The sequence below is a fragment of the Roseateles puraquae genome (genome assembly GCF_002205845.1).
Classification (GTDB): Bacteria; Pseudomonadota; Gammaproteobacteria; order Burkholderiales; family Burkholderiaceae_C; genus Pelomonas; species Pelomonas puraquae.
The window spans coordinates 303,768-322,065 of sequence record NZ_NISI01000001.1 but is presented as its reverse complement, the minus strand read 5'-3'; the positions used below and the strand labels follow the sequence as shown (position 1 = coordinate 322,065).

Annotated in this window: 17 protein-coding genes; 4 read left to right on the top strand and 13 right to left on the bottom strand. The window is 67.1% G+C overall.

The features are described 5' to 3' along the window. Window positions 1-1,140, top strand: a complete 1,140-nt coding sequence (locus CDO81_RS01485) for a glycosyltransferase (RefSeq protein ID WP_088481390.1) — start codon at window positions 1-3, stop codon at window positions 1,138-1,140. Here the strand turns inward: CDO81_RS01485 and CDO81_RS01480 are convergent. From CDO81_RS01480 to gyrA, 13 genes are all read right to left on the bottom strand, one after another. After that, window positions 1,091-2,050 carry a glycosyltransferase family 2 protein gene (locus CDO81_RS01480; RefSeq protein WP_088481389.1) on the bottom strand — a complete coding sequence of 320 codons (960 nt, stop codon included), beginning with the start codon at window positions 2,048-2,050 and terminating at the stop codon, window positions 1,091-1,093. The genes CDO81_RS01485 and CDO81_RS01480 overlap by 50 nt on opposite strands. Then, window positions 2,047-3,003 (bottom strand): glycosyltransferase family 32 protein, encoded by a 957-nt coding sequence (locus CDO81_RS01475; RefSeq protein ID WP_088481388.1) that lies wholly within the window; start codon window positions 3,001-3,003, stop codon window positions 2,047-2,049. The genes CDO81_RS01480 and CDO81_RS01475 overlap by 4 nt, the downstream gene beginning before the upstream one ends. Further along, on the bottom strand, window positions 3,000-3,713 hold the full coding sequence (locus CDO81_RS01470) for a glycosyltransferase (RefSeq protein ID WP_088481387.1): 714 nt from the start codon (window positions 3,711-3,713) through the stop codon (window positions 3,000-3,002). Before CDO81_RS01470 ends, CDO81_RS01475 begins: the two co-directional genes overlap by 4 nt. Window positions 3,714-3,733: 20 nt before the next feature. Then, window positions 3,734-4,876: a lipopolysaccharide assembly protein LapB gene (gene lapB / locus CDO81_RS01465; RefSeq protein ID WP_088481386.1), complete on the bottom strand. Its 1,143-nt coding sequence runs from the start codon at window positions 4,874-4,876 to the stop codon at window positions 3,734-3,736. Then, window positions 4,866-5,165, bottom strand: a complete 300-nt coding sequence (locus tag CDO81_RS01460) for a LapA family protein (RefSeq protein WP_088481385.1) — start codon at window positions 5,163-5,165, stop codon at window positions 4,866-4,868. The genes lapB and CDO81_RS01460 overlap by 11 nt, the downstream gene beginning before the upstream one ends. A 16-nt stretch (window positions 5,166-5,181) precedes the next feature. Then, entirely contained in the window at window positions 5,182-5,481 is a 300-nt protein-coding gene (locus CDO81_RS01455) for an integration host factor subunit beta (protein WP_056202110.1), read from the bottom strand. A 194-nt stretch (window positions 5,482-5,675) separates the two neighbouring features. Then, window positions 5,676-7,388 carry a 30S ribosomal protein S1 gene (gene rpsA / locus CDO81_RS01450; protein ID WP_088481384.1) on the bottom strand — a complete coding sequence of 571 codons (1,713 nt, stop codon included), beginning with the start codon at window positions 7,386-7,388 and terminating at the stop codon, window positions 5,676-5,678. Window positions 7,389-7,565: 177 nt separating this feature from the next. Continuing rightward, window positions 7,566-9,566 carry a bifunctional 3-phosphoshikimate 1-carboxyvinyltransferase/cytidylate kinase gene (locus CDO81_RS01445; protein WP_088481383.1) on the bottom strand — a complete coding sequence of 667 codons (2,001 nt, stop codon included), beginning with the start codon at window positions 9,564-9,566 and terminating at the stop codon, window positions 7,566-7,568. Beyond that, a complete protein-coding gene (locus CDO81_RS01440) occupies window positions 9,566-10,462 on the bottom strand; it encodes a prephenate dehydrogenase (protein WP_088481382.1) in 897 nt (298 codons plus the stop codon). The genes CDO81_RS01445 and CDO81_RS01440 overlap by 1 nt, the downstream gene beginning before the upstream one ends. Window positions 10,463-10,469: 7 nt before the next feature. Then, window positions 10,470-11,567 carry a prephenate dehydratase gene (pheA, locus tag CDO81_RS01435; protein ID WP_088481381.1) on the bottom strand — a complete coding sequence of 366 codons (1,098 nt, stop codon included), beginning with the start codon at window positions 11,565-11,567 and terminating at the stop codon, window positions 10,470-10,472. Continuing rightward, complete coding sequence (gene serC, locus CDO81_RS01430; RefSeq protein WP_088481380.1) at window positions 11,560-12,648, bottom strand: 3-phosphoserine/phosphohydroxythreonine transaminase; 1,089 nt, start codon at window positions 12,646-12,648, stop codon at window positions 11,560-11,562. The genes pheA and serC overlap by 8 nt, the downstream gene beginning before the upstream one ends. Window positions 12,649-12,655: 7 nt before the next feature. Then, entirely contained in the window at window positions 12,656-13,246 is a 591-nt protein-coding gene (locus CDO81_RS01425) for a DUF2059 domain-containing protein (RefSeq protein ID WP_144397105.1), read from the bottom strand. A 1-nt stretch (window position 13,247) separates the two neighbouring features. Beyond that, window positions 13,248-15,899, bottom strand: a complete 2,652-nt coding sequence (gene gyrA / locus CDO81_RS01420; protein WP_088481378.1) for a DNA gyrase subunit A — start codon at window positions 15,897-15,899, stop codon at window positions 13,248-13,250. 266 nt (window positions 15,900-16,165) lie between these two features. On the opposite strand from gyrA, the gene ompA reads away from it, so the two are divergent. From ompA to gph, 3 genes are all read left to right on the top strand, one after another. Further along, window positions 16,166-16,822, top strand: coding sequence for an outer membrane protein OmpA (gene ompA / locus CDO81_RS01415; RefSeq protein ID WP_088481377.1), 657 nt, complete (start codon window positions 16,166-16,168; stop codon window positions 16,820-16,822). 78 nt (window positions 16,823-16,900) lie between these two features. Next, window positions 16,901-17,605 (top strand): bifunctional 2-polyprenyl-6-hydroxyphenol methylase/3-demethylubiquinol 3-O-methyltransferase UbiG, encoded by a 705-nt coding sequence (ubiG, locus tag CDO81_RS01410; RefSeq protein WP_088481376.1) that lies wholly within the window; start codon window positions 16,901-16,903, stop codon window positions 17,603-17,605. A 5-nt stretch (window positions 17,606-17,610) separates the two neighbouring features. After that, window positions 17,611-18,285: a phosphoglycolate phosphatase gene (gph, locus tag CDO81_RS01405; protein WP_088481375.1), complete on the top strand. Its 675-nt coding sequence runs from the start codon at window positions 17,611-17,613 to the stop codon at window positions 18,283-18,285. Window positions 18,286-18,298: the final 13 nt, after the last annotated feature.

Here is an 18,298-nt window from a genome sequence, read left to right as displayed (position 1 = left end):
ATGCCGAACCCTGTGTCCGCTGACCGCCCGACCGTCGTCCACTTCGTGACAGGCGGCTTTTCGGGTGCCACCCAGGTGGCGGTGGATCTGTGCCTGGCTGCGCTGCACGCCGGGCCCTATGCCCCGGTGCTGGTGCTGCGGCGCAAGGGCCACACGCCGATGGCGCGGGTGGATGCCCTGCGGGCCCAAGGACTGACGGTGCATCTCGTGCCGGGCGGCTGGTCGCACCTGCCGACGATTGCGGCCTTGGCGCGACTGCTGCGCGACCTGCAGCCGCTGGCGCTGCTGGCGCACGGATTTCCGGAGCACCTCATCGGCCGCCAGGCCGGCCTGCGTGCCGAGGTGCCGGTGCTGATTCAGGTCGAACACAACTCGCGCGAGCGCTACACGCCCTGGAGCCGCTGGCTCAGCCGGCGCCTGGCGGAGCGGACGGCCGCGTTTGTGGGCGTGAGCGAGGGGGTGCGGCAGACGCTGCTCGCTCAGGGCTTGCCCCGGGCCAAGACCTGGGCCATCCCCAATGGGATCGACCTGGCCCGGTTCGCCGAGCCCGCGCCGCCTGCGGGCGAGCGAGAGGCAGGCCTGGTGATGTCTGCGCGACTGGCGCGCCAGAAGGACCATGCCACCTTGATCGACGCGCTGCCGCTGCTCGCTGCGTCACACGGCTTGACGCCCCGCCTGCAAGTGGCCGGCACCGGGCCGCTACTCGCACGCTTGCAGGCCCGCGCAGCGCGGCGTGGCGTAGGGGGGCAGGTGGCGTTCCTCGGGCACCACCGGGACATGCCGGGCCTGCTGCGGTCGCAGCGGGTCTATGTGCTCTCCACGCACTTTGAGGGAATGCCCCTGGCGCTGGTCGAGGCGATGGCAGCGGGTTGTGCCTGCATCGCGTCCGACGTCATCGGCGTGCGCGGCGTGATCGAGCCTGGCGTGACGGGCCTGCTGGTGCCGGAGGGCGATGCCGCCGCGCTGGCCGCGGCCATGGCGCAGCTGCTGAGCGACCCGGCCCTGGCGACGCGGCTGGGCGAGGCGGCGCGCGACCGCGCCCAGGCGGCGCACGGCCTGGCGCTGATGCAGGCGCGCTACGAAGGGCTGATCACCCGCTGCGCCACCACTGCAGGCCACGCAGCCAGCGCCCCCGCCTGAAGTAGGCGGCGAGGAGTGCGCGACGCGACAGCGGCGAGCTGCGCGCGAAGCGCTCGGCATCGGTGACCAGCCCAGCCAGGGCCTCGCCGCCGAGCTGCAGCCGGCGCCGGCGGGCGCGCAGCTGGGTCCGGGCGCAGAAGTGCGCAATCTCGAAGCGCGTGTCGTCCTTGAGCGGCGGCAGCTCGGCGGCCAGGCCATCCATCGCCGCTGTCCAGTCGTCCAGGCGCCGCGCGTCCAGCTGGCTGAGCAGGCTGCCGCCGCGTTGCCGGTACGCGATCCAGACTTCAGCCACATGCAGGTGGCGGGGCGTGTGCAAGAGCAGTCGCGGGTAGACCGCCATGTCCTCGAACACCCGGCCCTCGGGAAAGCGCAGCGTCGACGGCCAGCAGGCGCGTCGCACGACTTTGCTCCAGGGGTGGAACTGCCCGTGCACGAAGTAGCCGCGCAGGCGCTGGTCGATGTCGTCCATCAGCACGCCGGCCGGGCCGTCGAAGCTGGGCAGATGCCGGTGGCGCGGCTTGACGGAAGCGGTGGACGGGCCGTCGTCGAAGACCCGGAAGTCGCAGCTGACCAGATCAGGCTGGTGGGCCTGGATGAGGCCGCGCAGGCGCTGCACCGCACCGGGTTCGACGAGATCGTCCGGGTCGATGAACCAGAGGTAGTCCCCCCGCGCCTCCTCCAGCAAGCGGTTGCGGGCGGCGCTGACGCCGCGGTTGTGCGGCTGGCGGATCACACGGGCCTGCGGCAAGGCTTGCTGCACCAGCGCGGCGGCGTTGTCGGGCGAGGCGTCGTCGACGAACACCAGCTCGACACCCGCCAGATCCTGGGCCTGCAGCGATGCCAGACAGGCGCCCAGCCAGGGCTCCACCCGGTACATCGGGAACAGCAGGCTGAGCCAGGGCGTGTTCACCGGGGCGGTGCGAGCAGATGACGCAGGGCGCTGAACGGCGAGACCCAGCCACGGCGCCAGTTGCGCTCGACGACGGTGCGGTCGCCGCCGCGCAGCTTCAGCACGGCGGGCAGCATGCGCGGGCAGGGGGCCAGCGCCAGCCGGGCGAACAGGTGGCGCTTGCGCCAACCCACGCCCGCATGCCAGGCAAACGGCCCGTCCTCGGCGCGCAGCAGCACGAGCCGTGCGAGTTGCGGGGAACGGTCCAACAGCTCGCTGGCAGCGACGTGCATGAGCAGGTAGCGCTGGAAATCCTCGGTCAGCGCCTGCACCACCTGCGCGTGCCGGCCTTCGCTGCGCAGGCGCTGCAGCAGGGCTTCGGCACCTTCGTCCAGGGCCAGGTCGAAGGCCGCAGCGAGCGCGCTCACGAAACGGCCGCCCGGAACCGAGGCCATCATCCAGTTCTCGATGATGGGTAGGGTCGGACGCGTGGAGTAGCGGTCGATGTAGAAGCCGACATAGTCGGCGCCTCGGCGGCGCTGGGTGTCGTGCAGCCAGCCGAGGTCGCGGCTGAGCAGCATGGAGGCATCCATCCAGATGCCGCCGTGGCGCGCGAGCAGTTGAACGCGGAGCCAGTCGGCCTGGCGGTAGGCGGGCAGGCTGTTGAAGTCGGCTCGCAGGCTGGGCAGCCAGGATTCGATGCTGCTGCGGTCCAGCAGGCGCACCTCGTGGTTGGGCGCGAACTGCCGCCAGTTGGCGATGCAGGCCTGGATGAACTCGGGCGCGGGCGCGGTCTGCCAGTAGGTCCAGATGATGCGGGGCAGTGTGGCGGTGCTGGCCGGTGCTTCGTCGCCCACCGTGACGGCGCGGGTCTGCGCGGGCACGCGGGCGCGCAGAACGGTCAGCGTCTCCCACACCAGCAGGCCGGTCAGCAGGACCAGCAGGGCCTGCACCGCGTGGATGACGAGGTTCATTCGCGCCAGTGGTCGGCGATCCAGCGCGCCGGGCGGGCATGGCGCCAGTTGCCATTGCTGCGGCCGGCCAGCGCGTCAGGCGGGTTCATGACGCCGTGGAAGATCAGGATGCGGGCACCGGCGGGCACGAAGGGGTCGCGCCAATAGCTGGTCGGCCAGGCCGGAATGCAGTGGTACTTGTAGCTGGCGCACCAAGCGGCGTTCCAGTACTGCAGCACGCCTTGCCGATGCAGCACCGCCGAGAGGAAGGCCTGCTCGTTGCGGTAGTCGGCCTTGGCCTTGGCCTGGTCAGCGACGAACTCGGTCAACACATCCTGGTGGGCGCCCAGCTCCCAGCGGTAGACTGACGAGTTGCCGGTGATCCGCCAGGGGCGCTTCCAATCGTGAATGATGAGGAACTGACCTGGCACCTCGAAGAAGGGCGTGATGTCGTCGACGATGACCACGTCCAGGTCCAGGAAGAGCGCCGTGCCCTGGAGCCCGTAGTCATGGACGAGCGTGGGGCTGAAGGTCGTGAGCTTCTTCCAGCCGCGTTCGGGCTCACCGTTGGGCAGCGTGAGCTCGGGGATGGGGAAGCATTTCACTTCGTCGCGGATGCCCTCGGTCCGGTCGGTGAGGCAAACGAAGCGGAAGTCGCCCTGCAGGTGGCGGCGCACCATCGCGTACAGGCGATTGACGTACTCGGGGCCGTACTTCGTGCCCCACTTCATGCAGATGATGTGACGGGCGCTCAAAGTTCTTCTACGTGGCGAGGGGGATAGGTGTCCCAGTTCAGGCAGCCGGGGCATTGCCAGAAATAGTGGGCCGCCTCGAAGCCGCAGGCCGCGCAGCGGTAGCGTTGCAGGGGCTTGGTGGCCTTTTCCAGGGTCTGGATCAGCGGCGCGGCCTCATCGGGGGGCAGGGCGCTGGCGTTGAGCTTGAGGAGGTCCGTGGCGGCGGAAAGCGCCGGCTGTTCGCGCAGATGCGCGGCAAGCCGCTCGCGCTGCGGCCCGGGCTGAAGGGTCGCCAGGGCCCGCAGCAAATGCATGCTGGGCGCGCGCTGGTACTGCTCAAGCAACAGCGTAATGGCGCGTTCCGGGCGGCCCAAGGCCTGCGCCGCCGCTGCGCAATCGGCCGCGACCAGATTGAAAGCGGGTGGATTCACGGCCAGCAAGTGGGTGAAGGCCGCGAGCGCGGCTTCAGGCTGGTTCGCCTTCAGCAGCATCTGGCCTTGCAGCACGTAGGCGCGGGCCGATTCGGGTGATCGACGCTGGGCCTGGTCGAGCAGCGCCGGGACGAGGTCGCCATGACCCTGTGCCTGTGCCACGAGGGCCTGCTCGCAGAGGTAGTGGGCAATGCGGCTGGAGAAGGAGCCGGTGCCGGCGGCTTCGAGCTCTGCCGCCACCTCGGCCGCCTTGGCCCAGTCGCGCGAGCGCTCGTACAGCGACAGCAGCGCCAGCCGCGCTTCGCGCTCGAAGGCCGTGCCGCGCAACTCGGCGTAGGCAGCCTCGGCGCGGTCGAAGAGGCCCGCCTTGAAGAAGTCCTGCGCGAGTTCATGCTGGGCGCGGTCGCGCTCGGCCTTGGGTAGATCGCCGCGGCGCAGCAGGTGCTCGTGCACGCGCACGGCCCGCTCCGTCTCGCCACGGCGTCGGAAGAGGCTGCCGAGGGCGAAGTGCAGTTCGGAGGTGTCGGGGTCGTTCTGAACGGCTTCAATGAAGGCGTCGATCGCCTTGTCCTGCTGTTCGTTCAGCAGCAGGTTCAGGCCTTTGAAGTAGGCCTTGGGCGATTCACGCTGTTCGAGCTTCCATTGCTTGGAGTCCAGCTTGGAGGCCAGCCACCCGAGCACGAAGACGACGGGCAGGACGAAAAGCAGCCAGCGCGGATCAAACTCCATCTTGGTGGGCAGCGTAAGGCGTTGCAGGCGTATCGGGCGCCGGGGTGGGGCTGGCTTGTGCGGGCTCGGCCCGCTGGGCGGCACGGCGGTGGCGCCACCAGGCTGGCACCATGGCCAGCACGCCGAAAGCCGCGCCGGCGGCGAACGCCACCAGCACGATGATCACTTGGGGCGCGCGCCATTCGTGGCCGAAGAACCAGCGCACGACAGCCTCATGGCCATTGTTCAGCGCGAACGCGAACAGCGTGAAGAAGACAAGGGCTCGCAGGAGCCAGACAAGCGTGCGCATGGCCCCGGATTCTGGCTCAGGCGTCGGTGACTGGGAGGTGCTTGTCGACCGCTTCGCGCAGCGCCTTGCCGGGCTTGAAGTGCGGCGCGAGCTTTTCCGGGATCATGACCTGCTCGCCGCTGCGCGGGTTGCGGCCAACGCGCGGCGGGCGCCGGCTGATGGAAAAGCTGCCGAAGCCGCGAATCTCGATGCGGTGGCCGCGGGCGAGGGCGTCGCTCATGGCGTCGAGGATGGTCTTGACGGCGAACTCGGTGTCGCGCTGGGTCAGCTGGCCGAAGCGTTCGGCAAGGACGGCGACGAGGTCGGAACGGGTCATGGGGCAGGGCTCGAGGTCAAAAGGCAACCACAGGGGCACGAAGGGCGACCCCGCGGCCAGGGCCGATGCTGTGCCCCTGTGGTTGCATTTGCTGTCTGTAATTGAAACAGGCCCGCTGGCAAGGCCGGCGAGCCTGTCGGGAGCATACCCGGCCTCAGTGCTGATGACTGCAGGCCGGGTGTTGCAACGAGGGCTTAGTTGCCCTGGTTGTCCAGCTTGGCGCGCAGCAGGGCGCCCAGGCTCGTCGTGCCGGCGTTTTCACGCTCGTTGGACTGGCTCAGGCGCTGCATGGCTTCCTGGTTGTCGGCGTTGTCCTTGGCCTTGATCGACAGCTGGATGTTGCGGGTCTTGCGATCCACGTTGACGATGATGGCGGTGACTTCGTCGCCTTCCTTCAGCACGTTGCGGGCGTCTTCCACGCGGTCGCGGGAGATTTCCGAAGCGCGCAGATAGGCCATCACGCCGTCAGCCAGCTCGACTTCAGCGCCGCGCGGGTCCACCGTCTTGACCTTGCCGGTCACCGAGGCGCCGCGGTCGTTGATGGTCGTGTAGGCGGTGAAGGGGTCGCTGTCCAGCTGCTTGATGCCCAGGGAGATGCGCTCGCGCTCGACGTCCACGGCCAGCACGACGGCTTCGACTTCCTGGCCCTTCTTGAAGTTGCGAACGGCGGTCTCACCCGACTCGTCCCACGACAGGTCGGACAGGTGCACCAGGCCGTCGATGCCCTGGGCCAGGCCCACGAACACGCCGAAGTCGGTGATCGACTTGACCGGGCCCTTGACCTTGTCGCCGCGCTTGACGTTCTCGGCGAACTCTTCCCACGGGTTGGCCTTGCACTGCTTCATGCCCAGGGAGATGCGACGCTTGTCTTCGTCGATTTCCAGGACCATGACTTCGACTTCGTCGCCCAGCGAAACCAGCTTGCTGGGGGCGATGTTCTTGTTGGTCCAGTCCATCTCGGAGACGTGCACCAGGCCTTCGATGCCCGGCTCGATCTCGACGAACGCGCCGTAGTCGGCGATGTTCGTGACCTTGCCGAACAGGCGCGTGCCGGTCGGGTAGCGGCGGGCCACGCCGAACCAGGGGTCGTCGCCCAGCTGCTTGATGCCCAGGGAGACGCGGTTCTTCTCGGCGTCGAACTTCAGGACCTTGGCCGTCAGTTCCTGGCCAACCGTCACCACTTCGCTCGGGTGACGGACACGGCGCCAGGCCATGTCGGTGATGTGCAGCAGGCCGTCGATGCCGCCCAGGTCGACGAACGCACCGTATTCGGTGATGTTCTTGACCACGCCCTGGACGATGGCGCCTTCGGACAGCGTCTCGAGCAGCTTGGCGCGCTCTTCACCCATGGAGGCTTCCACCACGGCGCGACGCGACAGCACAACGTTGTTGCGCTTGCGGTCGAGCTTGATGACCTTGAATTCCATGGTCTTGCCCTCGAACGGGCTCATGTCCTTCACCGGGCGGGTGTCCAGCAGCGAGCCGGGCAGGAAGGCGCGGATGCCGTTGACCAGAACGGTCAGGCCGCCCTTGACCTTGCCGGAGACGGTGCCGGTCACGAAGTCGCCGGACTCCAGGGCCGTTTCCAGGCTCAGCCACGAGGCCAGGCGCTTGGCCTTGTCGCGCGACAGGATGGTGTCGCCGTAGCCGTTTTCGATGGCGTCGATGGCGACGGAGACGAAGTCGCCGACCTGGACTTCCAGTTCGCCTTGGTCGTTCTTGAACTCTTCGATGGGCACGTAGGCTTCAGACTTGAGGCCAGCGTTGACGACGACGAAGTTGTGTTCGACACGAACGACTTCGGCCGAGATCACTTCGCCAGCGCGCATGTCGGAGCGCTGCAGCGACTCCTCGAACATTGCGGCAAAGGATTCCATGCCGGAAGCGGCGGTTTGGGTTTGGGACATGTTGAGTTGATCCTGATGCGCCGGAAGATTGGCGCGGCGGTGCAGGCAAGCCTGCGGGGTTAGGTTGTTGACATCGCCAACCACGGCAGATTTGCATCTGCCCTGACGATCGAACGGGCGTTCGGTCGCTGGCCGGCGGGCCGGTGGCTTCTCAGGCCTGGGCCCGGCTGAGTTGCCTCAGAAGGGCCGGCGCTTTTGCCACCAATTCAACACCTGATCCACCGAGGCTTCGATGGAAAGCGCCGAGTTGTCGAGCAGCTGCGCATCTTGTGCGGGAGTCAAAGGCGAGCTCGCGCGGTTCTTGTCCCGCTCGTCCCGCGCCTCCAAATCTTCGCGCAAGCTCTCCATATTAGCCGGAATTCCCTTGGAAATCAATTGCTTATATCGCCGCTCCGCCCGCGTGGCGGCACTGGCGGTCAGGAAGACCTTGAGAGGCGCGCCGGGGAAGAGGGCGGTGCCCATGTCGCGCCCGTCGGCGACCAGCCCGGGCAGGCGGCGGAAGTCGAGCTGCCATTGGTGCAAGGCCTGGCGAACGGCGGGGTGAACGGCCACCTGGGAGGCCAGCAGGCCGGTGGCTTCGGCCCGCAGGCGCGCGGTGACGTCTTCCTGGCCCAGGAAGACGTGGCCGTCGGCGAAACGGAGGTCCAGGGTGGGCACGATGGCCGCGACGGCGGTGCCGTCGTCCAGGTCCAGCCCCGCGCGGCGCGCTGCCAGGCCGGTCACGCGGTAGAGGGCGCCGGAGTCGAGCACGCCAAAGCCAAGCGCCTTCGCGACCTCGTCGGCCAGCGTGCCCTTGCCGGAGGCGGTCGGGCCGTCGATGGTGATGACCGGGATGTCGTCGGGGCGCGCGGTGACGACGCCGAACAGGGTCTCGAAATAGTCAGGGAAGGTCTTGGCCGTGCAGTGCGGCTCCAGGATGCGTACCGGCTGTGCCTTCTCGGTAACCAAGCCGTTGAAGGCCGCCAAGGAGAAGCACATCGCGACCCGATGGTCGTCGTAGGTGTGGATGGCAGCCGCCTTCCAGTCGTGGAGCGGCTGCACGCGGATCCAGTCGGGGCCTTCCTCGACCGCGGCGCCGAGCTTGCGCAGTTCGGTGGCCATGGCGGCGATGCGGTCGGTCTCCTTCACGCGCCAGCTGGCGATGTTGGTCAGCGTGGTCGGGCCGTCGGCGTAGAGCGCCATGACGGTAAGCGTCATCGCCGCGTCGGGGATGTGATTGCAATCGAGCGTGATGCCCTTGAGCGGCCAGGCGCCACGGCGGACTTCCAGCCAGTTCGGGCCGGCCTTCACGTCAGCGCCCATGGCCGCGGCTGCCTCGATGAAGCGCACATCGCCCTGCAGGGATTCGCTGCCCACGCCCTCGATGCGGATTGGCGCATCGGCGGCTGCGATGGCGCCCAGACCAACGAAATAGCTCGCCGACGAGGCGTCGCCCTCCACGAAGACCTCGCCGGGCGAGCGGTAACGGCTGCCGGCCGGGATCACGAAGGCAGACCAGCCCTCCCGCTTCACATCGATGCCAAACCTTGCCAGCAGCGCGAGCGTGATCTCGATGTAGGGCTTGGAGATCAACTCGCCGATGACCTCGATGCGGATGTCGCGCTCGGCCACCAGAGGCAAGGCCAGCAGCAGCGCTGTGAGGAATTGGCTGGAGACGTCACCCCGCACGCGCACCGGCGTGTCGAGCGCCAGCGATGCGGGCCCGCGCAAGCGCAGCGGCGGGTAGCCCGGGTTGCCGAGGTCGTCGATGGCGCAGCCCAGGCCACGCAGTGCATCGACCAGGTCGCCAATCGGGCGCTCGTGCATGCGCGGCACGCCCGACACCTCGAAGCTGCCGCCCTGCGTGGCCGCCATCACGGCCAGGGCGGCCGTGAGCGGTCGCATGGCAGTGCCGGCATTGCCAAGGAAGAGCTGGGCCTGCTTGGCCAGCAACTGGCCCCCCAGGCCCACGATGCTGACGGTGTCGCCGTCTTGCGCCACGCCACAGCCAAGGGCTCGCAGCGCGTCCAGCATGACCGCCGTATCGTCAGAGGCCAGCAGGTCGCGCACCACGGTACGGCCTTCGCTCAGTGCCGCCAGCAGCAGAACGCGGTTGGAAATGCTCTTGGAGCCGGGCAGGCGCACGGTGCCCGCGGCACTGCGCAGGGGCGGCAGGTCGAGAAAGGGGATCTTGAACATCACTTAGCCGTCGAGCGGCCGGGGGGAACAGCGGGAGAGGGCAGGCTCCAGGCCTCGCGGCCTTCGGCAATCGGGCGCAGGGCGGCTTCCAGGGCGGCGGCATCGCCTGCTTCGATGAGCGCTTCGAGCTGATCGAGCGTGGTGCGAAAGCGCTTGGACTGCGCCAGCACTTCATGCTTGTTGGCCAGCAGGATGTCGCGCCACACCGCCGGTTCGCCCCCCGCGATGCGGGTGAAGTCGCGGAACCCCGGGCCAGCGAGGCTCAGGTAATCACGCGCGGCCGGCTGTTCGGCGATGGCCTGGAAATACGCGAAGGCCAGCAGGTGCGGCAGGTGGCTGACAGCGGCGAAGGCGGCATCGTGGTTGTGCGGCCGCATCTTTAGCACCGTGGCGCCGAGCGCCGACCAGACGTCGGTTGCGCGCTGCACCAGGGCCGGGTTTGTGAAGGGCTGGGGCGTGAGAATGACCTGTCGGCCTTCGTACAGCGTGGCTTCGGCATGCTGCACGCCGCCAGACTCCTTGCCGGCGATCGGGTGGCAGGGCACGAAGCTCGCGGCCCGCTCGCCCAGCGCCCGGCGCGATGCCTCGATCACGTCGCACTTGGTGGAGCCGACGTCCATGAACAGCACGCCCGGGTTGACCAGGTGGCGGATGGCCTTGAGCGTGCTTTCGGTGGCGGATACCGGCACGGCGATCAGCACGATGTCGGAGCCTGACACCGCCAGCAGTGCCGATTCCGCCGCGACGTCGATGACGCCGAGCTTCTTGGCCTGCTCCGTGGTCGAGGGCGATTTGCTGTAGCCGATGACGCGCCGGACGAGGCCGGCCCGCTTCATGGCCAGCGCGAAGCTGCCGCCCATGAGGCCGCAGCCGATGACGCCAAGCTGGTTGAACATGGTGGGCCTAATTCTTCACCGGGTAGGCGCCCAGCATCTTGAAGAAGGCGCAGATCTCGCGCAACTCCGCCAGGGCTGCCGCCACATGCGGCTGGTTCGGGTGGCCATCGAGATCGATGTAGAAGTAGTAGTCCCACTGGCCGGTGCGAGCCGGGCGGGACTCCAGCCGTGTCATGGACACGCCGTGCGTCTTGAGCGGCACCAGCAGGTCGTGCATGGCGCCGGGCCGGTTGGGCACGGACACGACCAGGCTGGTGCAGTCGCGGCCTGTGGCCGGCGGCGTGGCCATGGTCTGCGGCAGGCAGATCACGGCGAAGCGGGTACGGTTGTAGGCCTCGTCCTGGATGGCGTGCGCGGTGATGTGCAGGCCGAACATCGTGGAGGCGCGCTCACTGCCCAGGGCCGCCCAGGCCGGGTTGGTGGCGGCCAGTCGTGAGCCCTCGGCGTTGCTCGACACGGCGCGGCGCTCGACGTCAGGCAGGTGCTTGTTCAGCCAGTTCTGGCACTGGGCCAGCGCTTGCGGATGGGCCAGCACCGCCTCGATGCCGTGCATCGACGGCTCCTTGCGCATGAGGTTGTGGCGGATCAGCAGGCTGACCTCGCCGACCACGTGGCAGGGCGTGTGCAGGAACAGGTCGAGTGAGCGGGTCACGACGCCTTCGGTCATGTTCTCGACGCCAACGACGCCAAACTGGGCGCTGCCGCTGGCGGTCGCGTGGAAGACCTCGTCGAAGTTGGCGCAGTAGATGATGTCGGCCGCGCCGCCGAAGTACTCGATGGCCGCTTGCTCGCAGAACGTGCCGACCGGGCCGAGTACCGCGACCCGTTGGGGCGATTCAAGCGCCAGGCAGGCCGACATGATCTCGCGCCAGATGGCTGACACATGCTCTGCCTTCAGTGGACCCGGGTTCGCGGTGCGAATCTTCTCGATGACCTGTGCGACGCGGTCCGGCCGGAAGAAGGGCGTGCCCTCTGCGCGCTTGATCTCGCCCACCTGCTCGGCGACGCGGGCGCGCTGATTGAGCAGCTCCAGCAACTGCCGGTCCAGGCCATCGATCTGGTCCCGCAAGGCGAGCAGGGCCTGGGAAGCAACGGGTTCAGCCATGGCGGGCCTCGAAATCCTTCAAGAAGGCCACGAGCGCCTGGACGCCCTCCAGCGGCATCGCGTTGTAGATGGAAGCGCGCATGCCGCCCACGGTCTTGTGGCCCTTGAGCTGCAGCAGGCCGGCTGCCTTGGCTTCAGTCAGGAAGGCGTCGTTGAGGCGCTCGTCCTTCAAGTAGAAGGGCACGTTCATGCGCGAGCGGCAATTGGCTTGCACGCGGTTCTCGTAGAGGCTGGCGCCGTCCAGCGCCTGGTAGAGCAGGGCGGCCTTGTCGATATTGCGCTGCTCGATGGCGGCCAAGCCCTGCTTGCCCGCGTACTCGAAGGCCTTGGCCCACTGGAACACGAGGCCGGCGACGTAGATCGCGAACGTGGGCGGCGTGTTGTACATGGACTGCGCTGCGGCGACCGTCTCGTAGTTGAACGCTGAAGGGCAGATGCTCATGGCGTGGCCAAGCAGGTCTTCGCGCACGAACACCAGGGTCAGGCCGGCCGGGCCGATGTTCTTTTGTGCCCCGCCGAAGGCGAGCCCGACGCGCGACCAATCGATCGGGCGCGAGAGCATGTGGGACGAGCAGTCGATGACGAGCGGCACGCCGTTGTCGACGAGAGGCAGGTCGTGGAACTCGACACCATCGATGGTCTCGTTGGTGCACACGTGCACATAAGCTGCATCGTCGCGCAGGCGCCAGTCGCGCGGGATTTCGCGGCCATTGCCTTCTGCGGCAACGTGCACATCCGCATAACGACGTGCCTCGGCGGCACTCTTTCGCGACCATGAACCCGTGACGACAACGTCCACCTTGCCGCCGCGGCTCAGGTTCATCGGGACGATGGCGTTCTCACCCAGGCCGCCGCCCTGCATGAACAGGACGCGGAAGTGAGGTGGCACCGACAGCAGTTCGCGCAGGTCACGCTCGGCCGCCTCGGCAATGGAGATGAACTCCTTGCCGCGGTGGCTCATCTCCATGACGCTCATGCCGCTGCCGCCCCAGTCCAGCATTTCGGCCGCCACCTGGCGCAGGACCGGTTCAGGCAGGGTGGCGGGGCCGGCGGAAAAGTTGAACGGGCGGTGAGCGGTCATCAGGTCTTTACTTCTTCGGTGCCGGGGCGGGCGTTGCCGCCTTCGGCGCCGAGGCTCCGGCCGGGGCATTCAGCCCGAGCTGCTTGGCGAGGTTGGCGTTGAGCGTCTTGAACCGGCCATCGAGCGTCGGGCCGGCCTCGGCCATGACCTTCTGGGCAACGGCCTTCTGGAGTTCCACGGTCATCATGCCGAACTTCTGGCTGACCGGAGATTCTGCCCAGGCCAGGATCTGCTTCAGTTCGTCCTCGTTGAAGCGTTCATCCAGCAGCGCCGAAGAGGTCGTCGGCAAGGCCTTGGAGATCTTGTCCTTCAGGTAGGGCACGTTCTCTTCGATGAACTTCTTCAATTCGACGTCCATGGCCTTGGCCGTGGCCTCGCGCTTGTCGGCCGGCAATTGCTGCAGGGCCGATCGGCCGGCTTGCGTGACCTGGGAGATCGGGCCCTGGACGATATTGGCCGCCAGGCTTTCCGCCATGCCTTGCTGCTGCAGCGCGACGATGCGGTCGATCAGGGCCTTCTTGGCCGGCGAGGGGTCGGCCAGCGCAGTGCCGGCGGCCAGGGCCAGAGCGAGGGCCAGGCCCAGCTTGCGAGAAGTCATGTCAGTCCTTGGGAGCTTCAGGGGTGTCGCCGGCGTCACCAGCATCGGGGGAATCGGCACCGTCAGCGGCGCCATCGGTTTCGTTGGCGTCGTTCTCGACGATGCGTTGCAGGCCCGACAGCTTGGCGCCGTCGTCCAGGGCGATCAGGGTCACGCCTTGCGTGGCACGGCCCAGCTCGCGGATCTCGGCGACCCGGGTGCGCACCAGCACGCCCTTGTCGGTGATCAGCATGATCTCGTCTTCGGGGCGCACCAAGGTGGCCGCCACGACGCGACCGTTTCGCTCGCTCTGCTGGATGGCGATCATGCCCTTGGTGCCGCGGCCGTGGCGGGTGTACTCGACGATGGAGGTGCGCTTGCCATAGCCGTTCTCGGTCGCGGTCAGCACGCTTTGTGATTCGTCCTCCGCCACCAGCATGGCGATCAGCCGCTGGTCGGGTTCAAGCATCATGCCGCGCACGCCGCGGGCAGTGCGGCCCATCGGGCGCACGTCGTCTTCGTCGAAGCGCACCGCCTTGCCGCCATCGCTGAAAAGCATCACGTCGTGGTGGCCATCGGTGAGGGCGGCGCCGATCAGGTGATCCCCTTCGTCGAGGTCGACCGCGATGATGCCGGCCTTGCGCGGGTTGCTGAAGTCCTTCAGGGAGGTCTTCTTGACCGTGCCCATGGCGGTTGCCATGAAGATGAAGTGATCTTCAGGGAAGGTGCGGAATTCGCCGGTCAGCGGCAGCACGACGGTGATCTTCTCGTCCTGCTGCAGCGGGAACATGTTGACGATGGGCTTGCCGCGCGAATTGCGCGAGCCCTGCGGCACCTCCCAGACCTTCAGCCAGTAGACGCGGCCGCGGTTGGAGAAGCACAGGATCCAGTCGTGCGTGTTGGCGATGAAGAGCTGGTCGATCCAGTCGTCGTCCTTGGTGGCCGCAGCCTGCTTGCCGCGGCCGCCGCGGCGCTGAGAGCGGTACTCGCTCAGGGCCTGGCTCTTGATGTAGCCGGTGTGCGAGAGCGTCACGACCATGTCGGTCGGCGTGATCAGGTCTTCGGTGCCGAGTTCCTGCGCGTTGTGCTCGATGACACTGCGGCGTGCGCCCAGCTTGGTCTGGCCGAATTCGGTCTTGAGCTGGGTGAGTTCGTCGGCAATGATGGTGGTCACGCGCGAGGGCGTCGCCAGGATGTCCAGCAGATCGGCGATCTCGGCCATGACGTCCTTGTACTCGCCGACGATCTTGTCCTGCTCCAGGCCCGTCAGGCGCTGCAGGCGCATCTGCAGGATTTCGCTGGCCTGCGCGTCGGAGAGGCGGTACAGGCCGTCGGGCTGCATGCCGTACTCGGCTTCCAGGCCCTCGGGGCGGTAGGCCTGGCTGCCGCCTTCAGCGCGCGACAGCATCTCGCGCACCAGCGAGGAATCCCAGCTCTTGGACATCAGTGCCGCCTTGGCCACCGGCGGCGTGGGCGAGCTCTTGATGGTCTCGATGAACTCATCGATGTTGGCCAGGGCCACCGCCAGGCCTTCCAGCACATGGCCGCGTTCGCGGGCCTTGCGCAGCTCGTAGATCGTGCGGCGGGTCACCACCTCGCGGCGGTGTTCCAGGAAGACGACGATCATGTCCCGCAGGTTGCACAGCTTGGGCTGGCCATCCACGAGGGCGACCATGTTCATGCCGAAGCTGTCCTGTAGTTGGGTCTGCTTGTAGAGGTTGTTCAGCACAACCTCGGGCACCTCGCCGCGCTTGAGCTCGATGACCACCCGCATGCCCGACTTGTCGGACTCGTCCTGGATGTGGCTGATGCCTTCGATCTTCTTCTCGTGCACCAACTCGGCGATGCGCTCCAGCAGGCTCTTCTTGTTGACCTGGTAGGGGATCTCGTCAACGATGATCGCCTGGCGCGCGCCCTTGTCGATGTCCTCGAAGTGCACCTTGGCGCGCATGACCACGCGGCCTCGGCCCGTGCGGTAGCCATCGCGCACGCCGGCCAGGCCGTAGATGATGCCGGCGGTGGGGAAGTCCGGCGCCGGAATGATCTCCATCAGCTCGTCTACCGTGCACTCGGGGTTCTTGAGCGCAAACAGGCAGGCGTCGACGACTTCGTTGAGGTTGTGCGGCGGAATGTTCGTCGCCATACCCACGGCGATACCCGCCGAGCCATTCACCAGCAGTTGCGGCAGGCGCGTGGGCAGGACGAGCGGCTCCTTGTGGCTGCCGTCGTAGTTGGGCCCGAAATCGACGGTTTCCTTGTCGATATCGGCCAGCATTTCGTGGGCGATCTTGTCGAGGCGGATTTCGGTGTACCGCATCGCCGCGGCGTTATCGCCGTCGATGGAACCGAAATTCCCCTGGCCGTCGATCAGCATGTGGCGCAGGCTGAACGGCTGCGCCATGCGGACGATGGTGTCGTAAATGGCCGAGTCACCGTGTGGGTGGTATTTACCCATGGTCTCACCCACGGCCTGCGCACTCTTTCGGTACTTGGCGTTGTAGGTGTTGCCCATCTCGTTCATCGCGTAGAGCACGCGACGGTGGACGGGCTTCAGGCCGTCCCGGGCATCAGGCAGCGCCCGGCCGACGATCACGCTCATCGCGTAATCGAGGTAGGAGCGTCGCATCTCCTCCTCAAGGCTGATCGGCAGGGTTTCCTTGGCGAACTGGGTCATGAGGGCTCGATCTCGCGTGCGCTACACGGGCGCGACGTCGTCAGGATGTAGGTGAAAGGCGCAAATTCTAAGCGTCGTGCACCATGTAGCAGCAGCGCAACATCGTCACCGAGGCCTCGAACGTAGGCAGCCACAATGCCATCGTCTCGGTGCCCTCATGGCACAATCGTCGAGTCCCTAGGAGAAACCCTAAAGTCTCTCCTGAGGTTAGAGGTACGAGTACTGACTCTCGCAGGGCAACTGCGGCATTCCTTGAGAGGAGAATCATGAAGAAACTGAATCGTGTGGCGTCGCTGTTTGCGATGGCCGCTGTTGCTGTTGCTGCCTCGAGCGCATCGGCCCAGGTCATCGACAACTGGCGCGCAACCGACGGTACCGTCTGGAAGAACGGCACCAACGAATACTGCTGGCGCGACAACTTCTGGACGCCGGCCACGGCTGCCAAGGGTTGCGACGGCGAAATCAAGCCGGCCCCCAAGGTCGAGCCGCCGAAGCCGGTCGCCCCCCCGCCGCCCGCTCCCGCTCCCCAGCCCGCGAAGCCCGTGACCCCGCCGCCGGCGCCGGTCAGCGAAAAGGTGACCTTCGCCGCTGATGCCTTCTTCGATTTCGACAAGGCCACGCTGAAGCCCGAAGCCACCGCCAAGCTGGACGACCTGGTCAGCAAGACCAAGGGCATCAATCTGGAAGTCATCATCGCCGTGGGCCACACCGACTCGGTGGGTAGCGACGAGTACAACCAGAAGCTGTCGATCCGCCGCTCGGAAGCCGTCAAGGCCTACCTGGTGAGCAAGGGCATCGAGCCGAACCGCGTCTACACCGAAGGCAAGGGCAAGAAGCAGCCCGTCGCTGACAACAAGACCGCCGAAGGCCGCGCCAAGAACCGCCGCACCGAGATCGAAGTCGTCGGTACGCGCAACAAGTAAGCTCAGGCGCCTTCGGGCGCTTGGTGCAGAGCCCCGCACGGCGCGCCGTCGGGGCTTTTCTTTTTTTCAGATTCCGTCATGACGATCAACGCCGACCCGCAGGAACTCGCCAAGTTCGGTGAACTCGCTCACCGCTGGTGGGACCCCGAGAGTGACTTCAAGCCGCTGCACCAGATCAATCCGCTGCGTCTGGCGTGGATCCAGCAACTCAGCCCATTGGCCGGCAAGCGAGTCGTCGATGTCGGCTGTGGCGGTGGCATCCTGAGTGACTCCATGGCCCGCGCTGGCGCTCAGGTGCTGGGCATCGACCTCTCCACCAAGCCGTTGCGGGTGGCTGAACTCCATGCCATGGAGGCGGGCACCGAGGGCGTTGAATACCGTGAGGTTGCGGTGGAGGCCCTTGCCGCGGAACAGCCCGGCAGCTTCGACGTGGTGACTTGCATGGAGATGCTGGAGCACGTGCCAGATCCGGCCTCCGTCGTGCGCGCCTGCGCAACCCTGGTCAAGCCGGGCGGCTGGGTCTTCCTGTCGACCTTGAACCGCAATGCCAAGGCCTTCCTGCTGGCGATCGTGGGCGCGGAGTATGTGATGAACATGCTGCCCAAGGGGACGCACGAGTACGCCCGCTTCCTCAAGCCTTCCGAGCTTGCTCAGTTCTGTCGCGATGCTGGCCTGGACCTGCAAGCCAGCCGTGGCTTGACTTACAACCCGGTGACACAGCGCTATAGCCTGGGCAGCGATACCGACGTCAACTACCTGATGGCCTGCCGCCGTCCGGGCTGACTGAGATGGCCGCCTTGCTGCGAGCCACCGCATGGCAGGCCGTGCTGTTCGACCTCGATGGCACGCTGATCGACAGCGCCGGCGACCTGGGCCGTGCCGCCAACTTGATGCTGGCCGCGCGTGGCAGGCCGACGCTGCCCTTGCACGAATACCGTCCCCACGGCGGATCCGGCGCCCGGGGCATGCTGGGGCGAGCCTTCGGGGCGAGCCCGGGTGAGCCAGCCTACGACGACCTGAAGCGCGAATTCCTCGATCGCTATGAGACCTTGATGTTCGACACAACGGCCGCGTTTGCCGGGGTGGAGGACCAACTCGCAGCGCTGGACGCCATCGAATTGCCCTGGGGTATCGTGACCAACAAGGCAGAGCGTTTCGCCACGCCCCTGGTCCGTCGGCTGGGCCTGCGCTGCGGCGTGCTCGTCGGTGGTGACACGACCCCGCATGCCAAGCCGCACCCGGCGCCTTTGCTGGAGGCGGCACGGCGTCTGGGCGTCGACCCGGCGCGCTGCCTTTATGTGGGTGATGACGAGCGCGACGTGATCGCTGGCCGAGCGGCCGGCATGTCCACGGCCGTGGCCGCCTGGGGCTATCTCGGTGTTGGCGCAGATCCCGGCGCCTGGGGCGCGGACTTTTGCCTCAATGCGCCAGGCGAGCTCTTGAACAGGCTGGGTGTGCCCTAAACTACTCGATTCT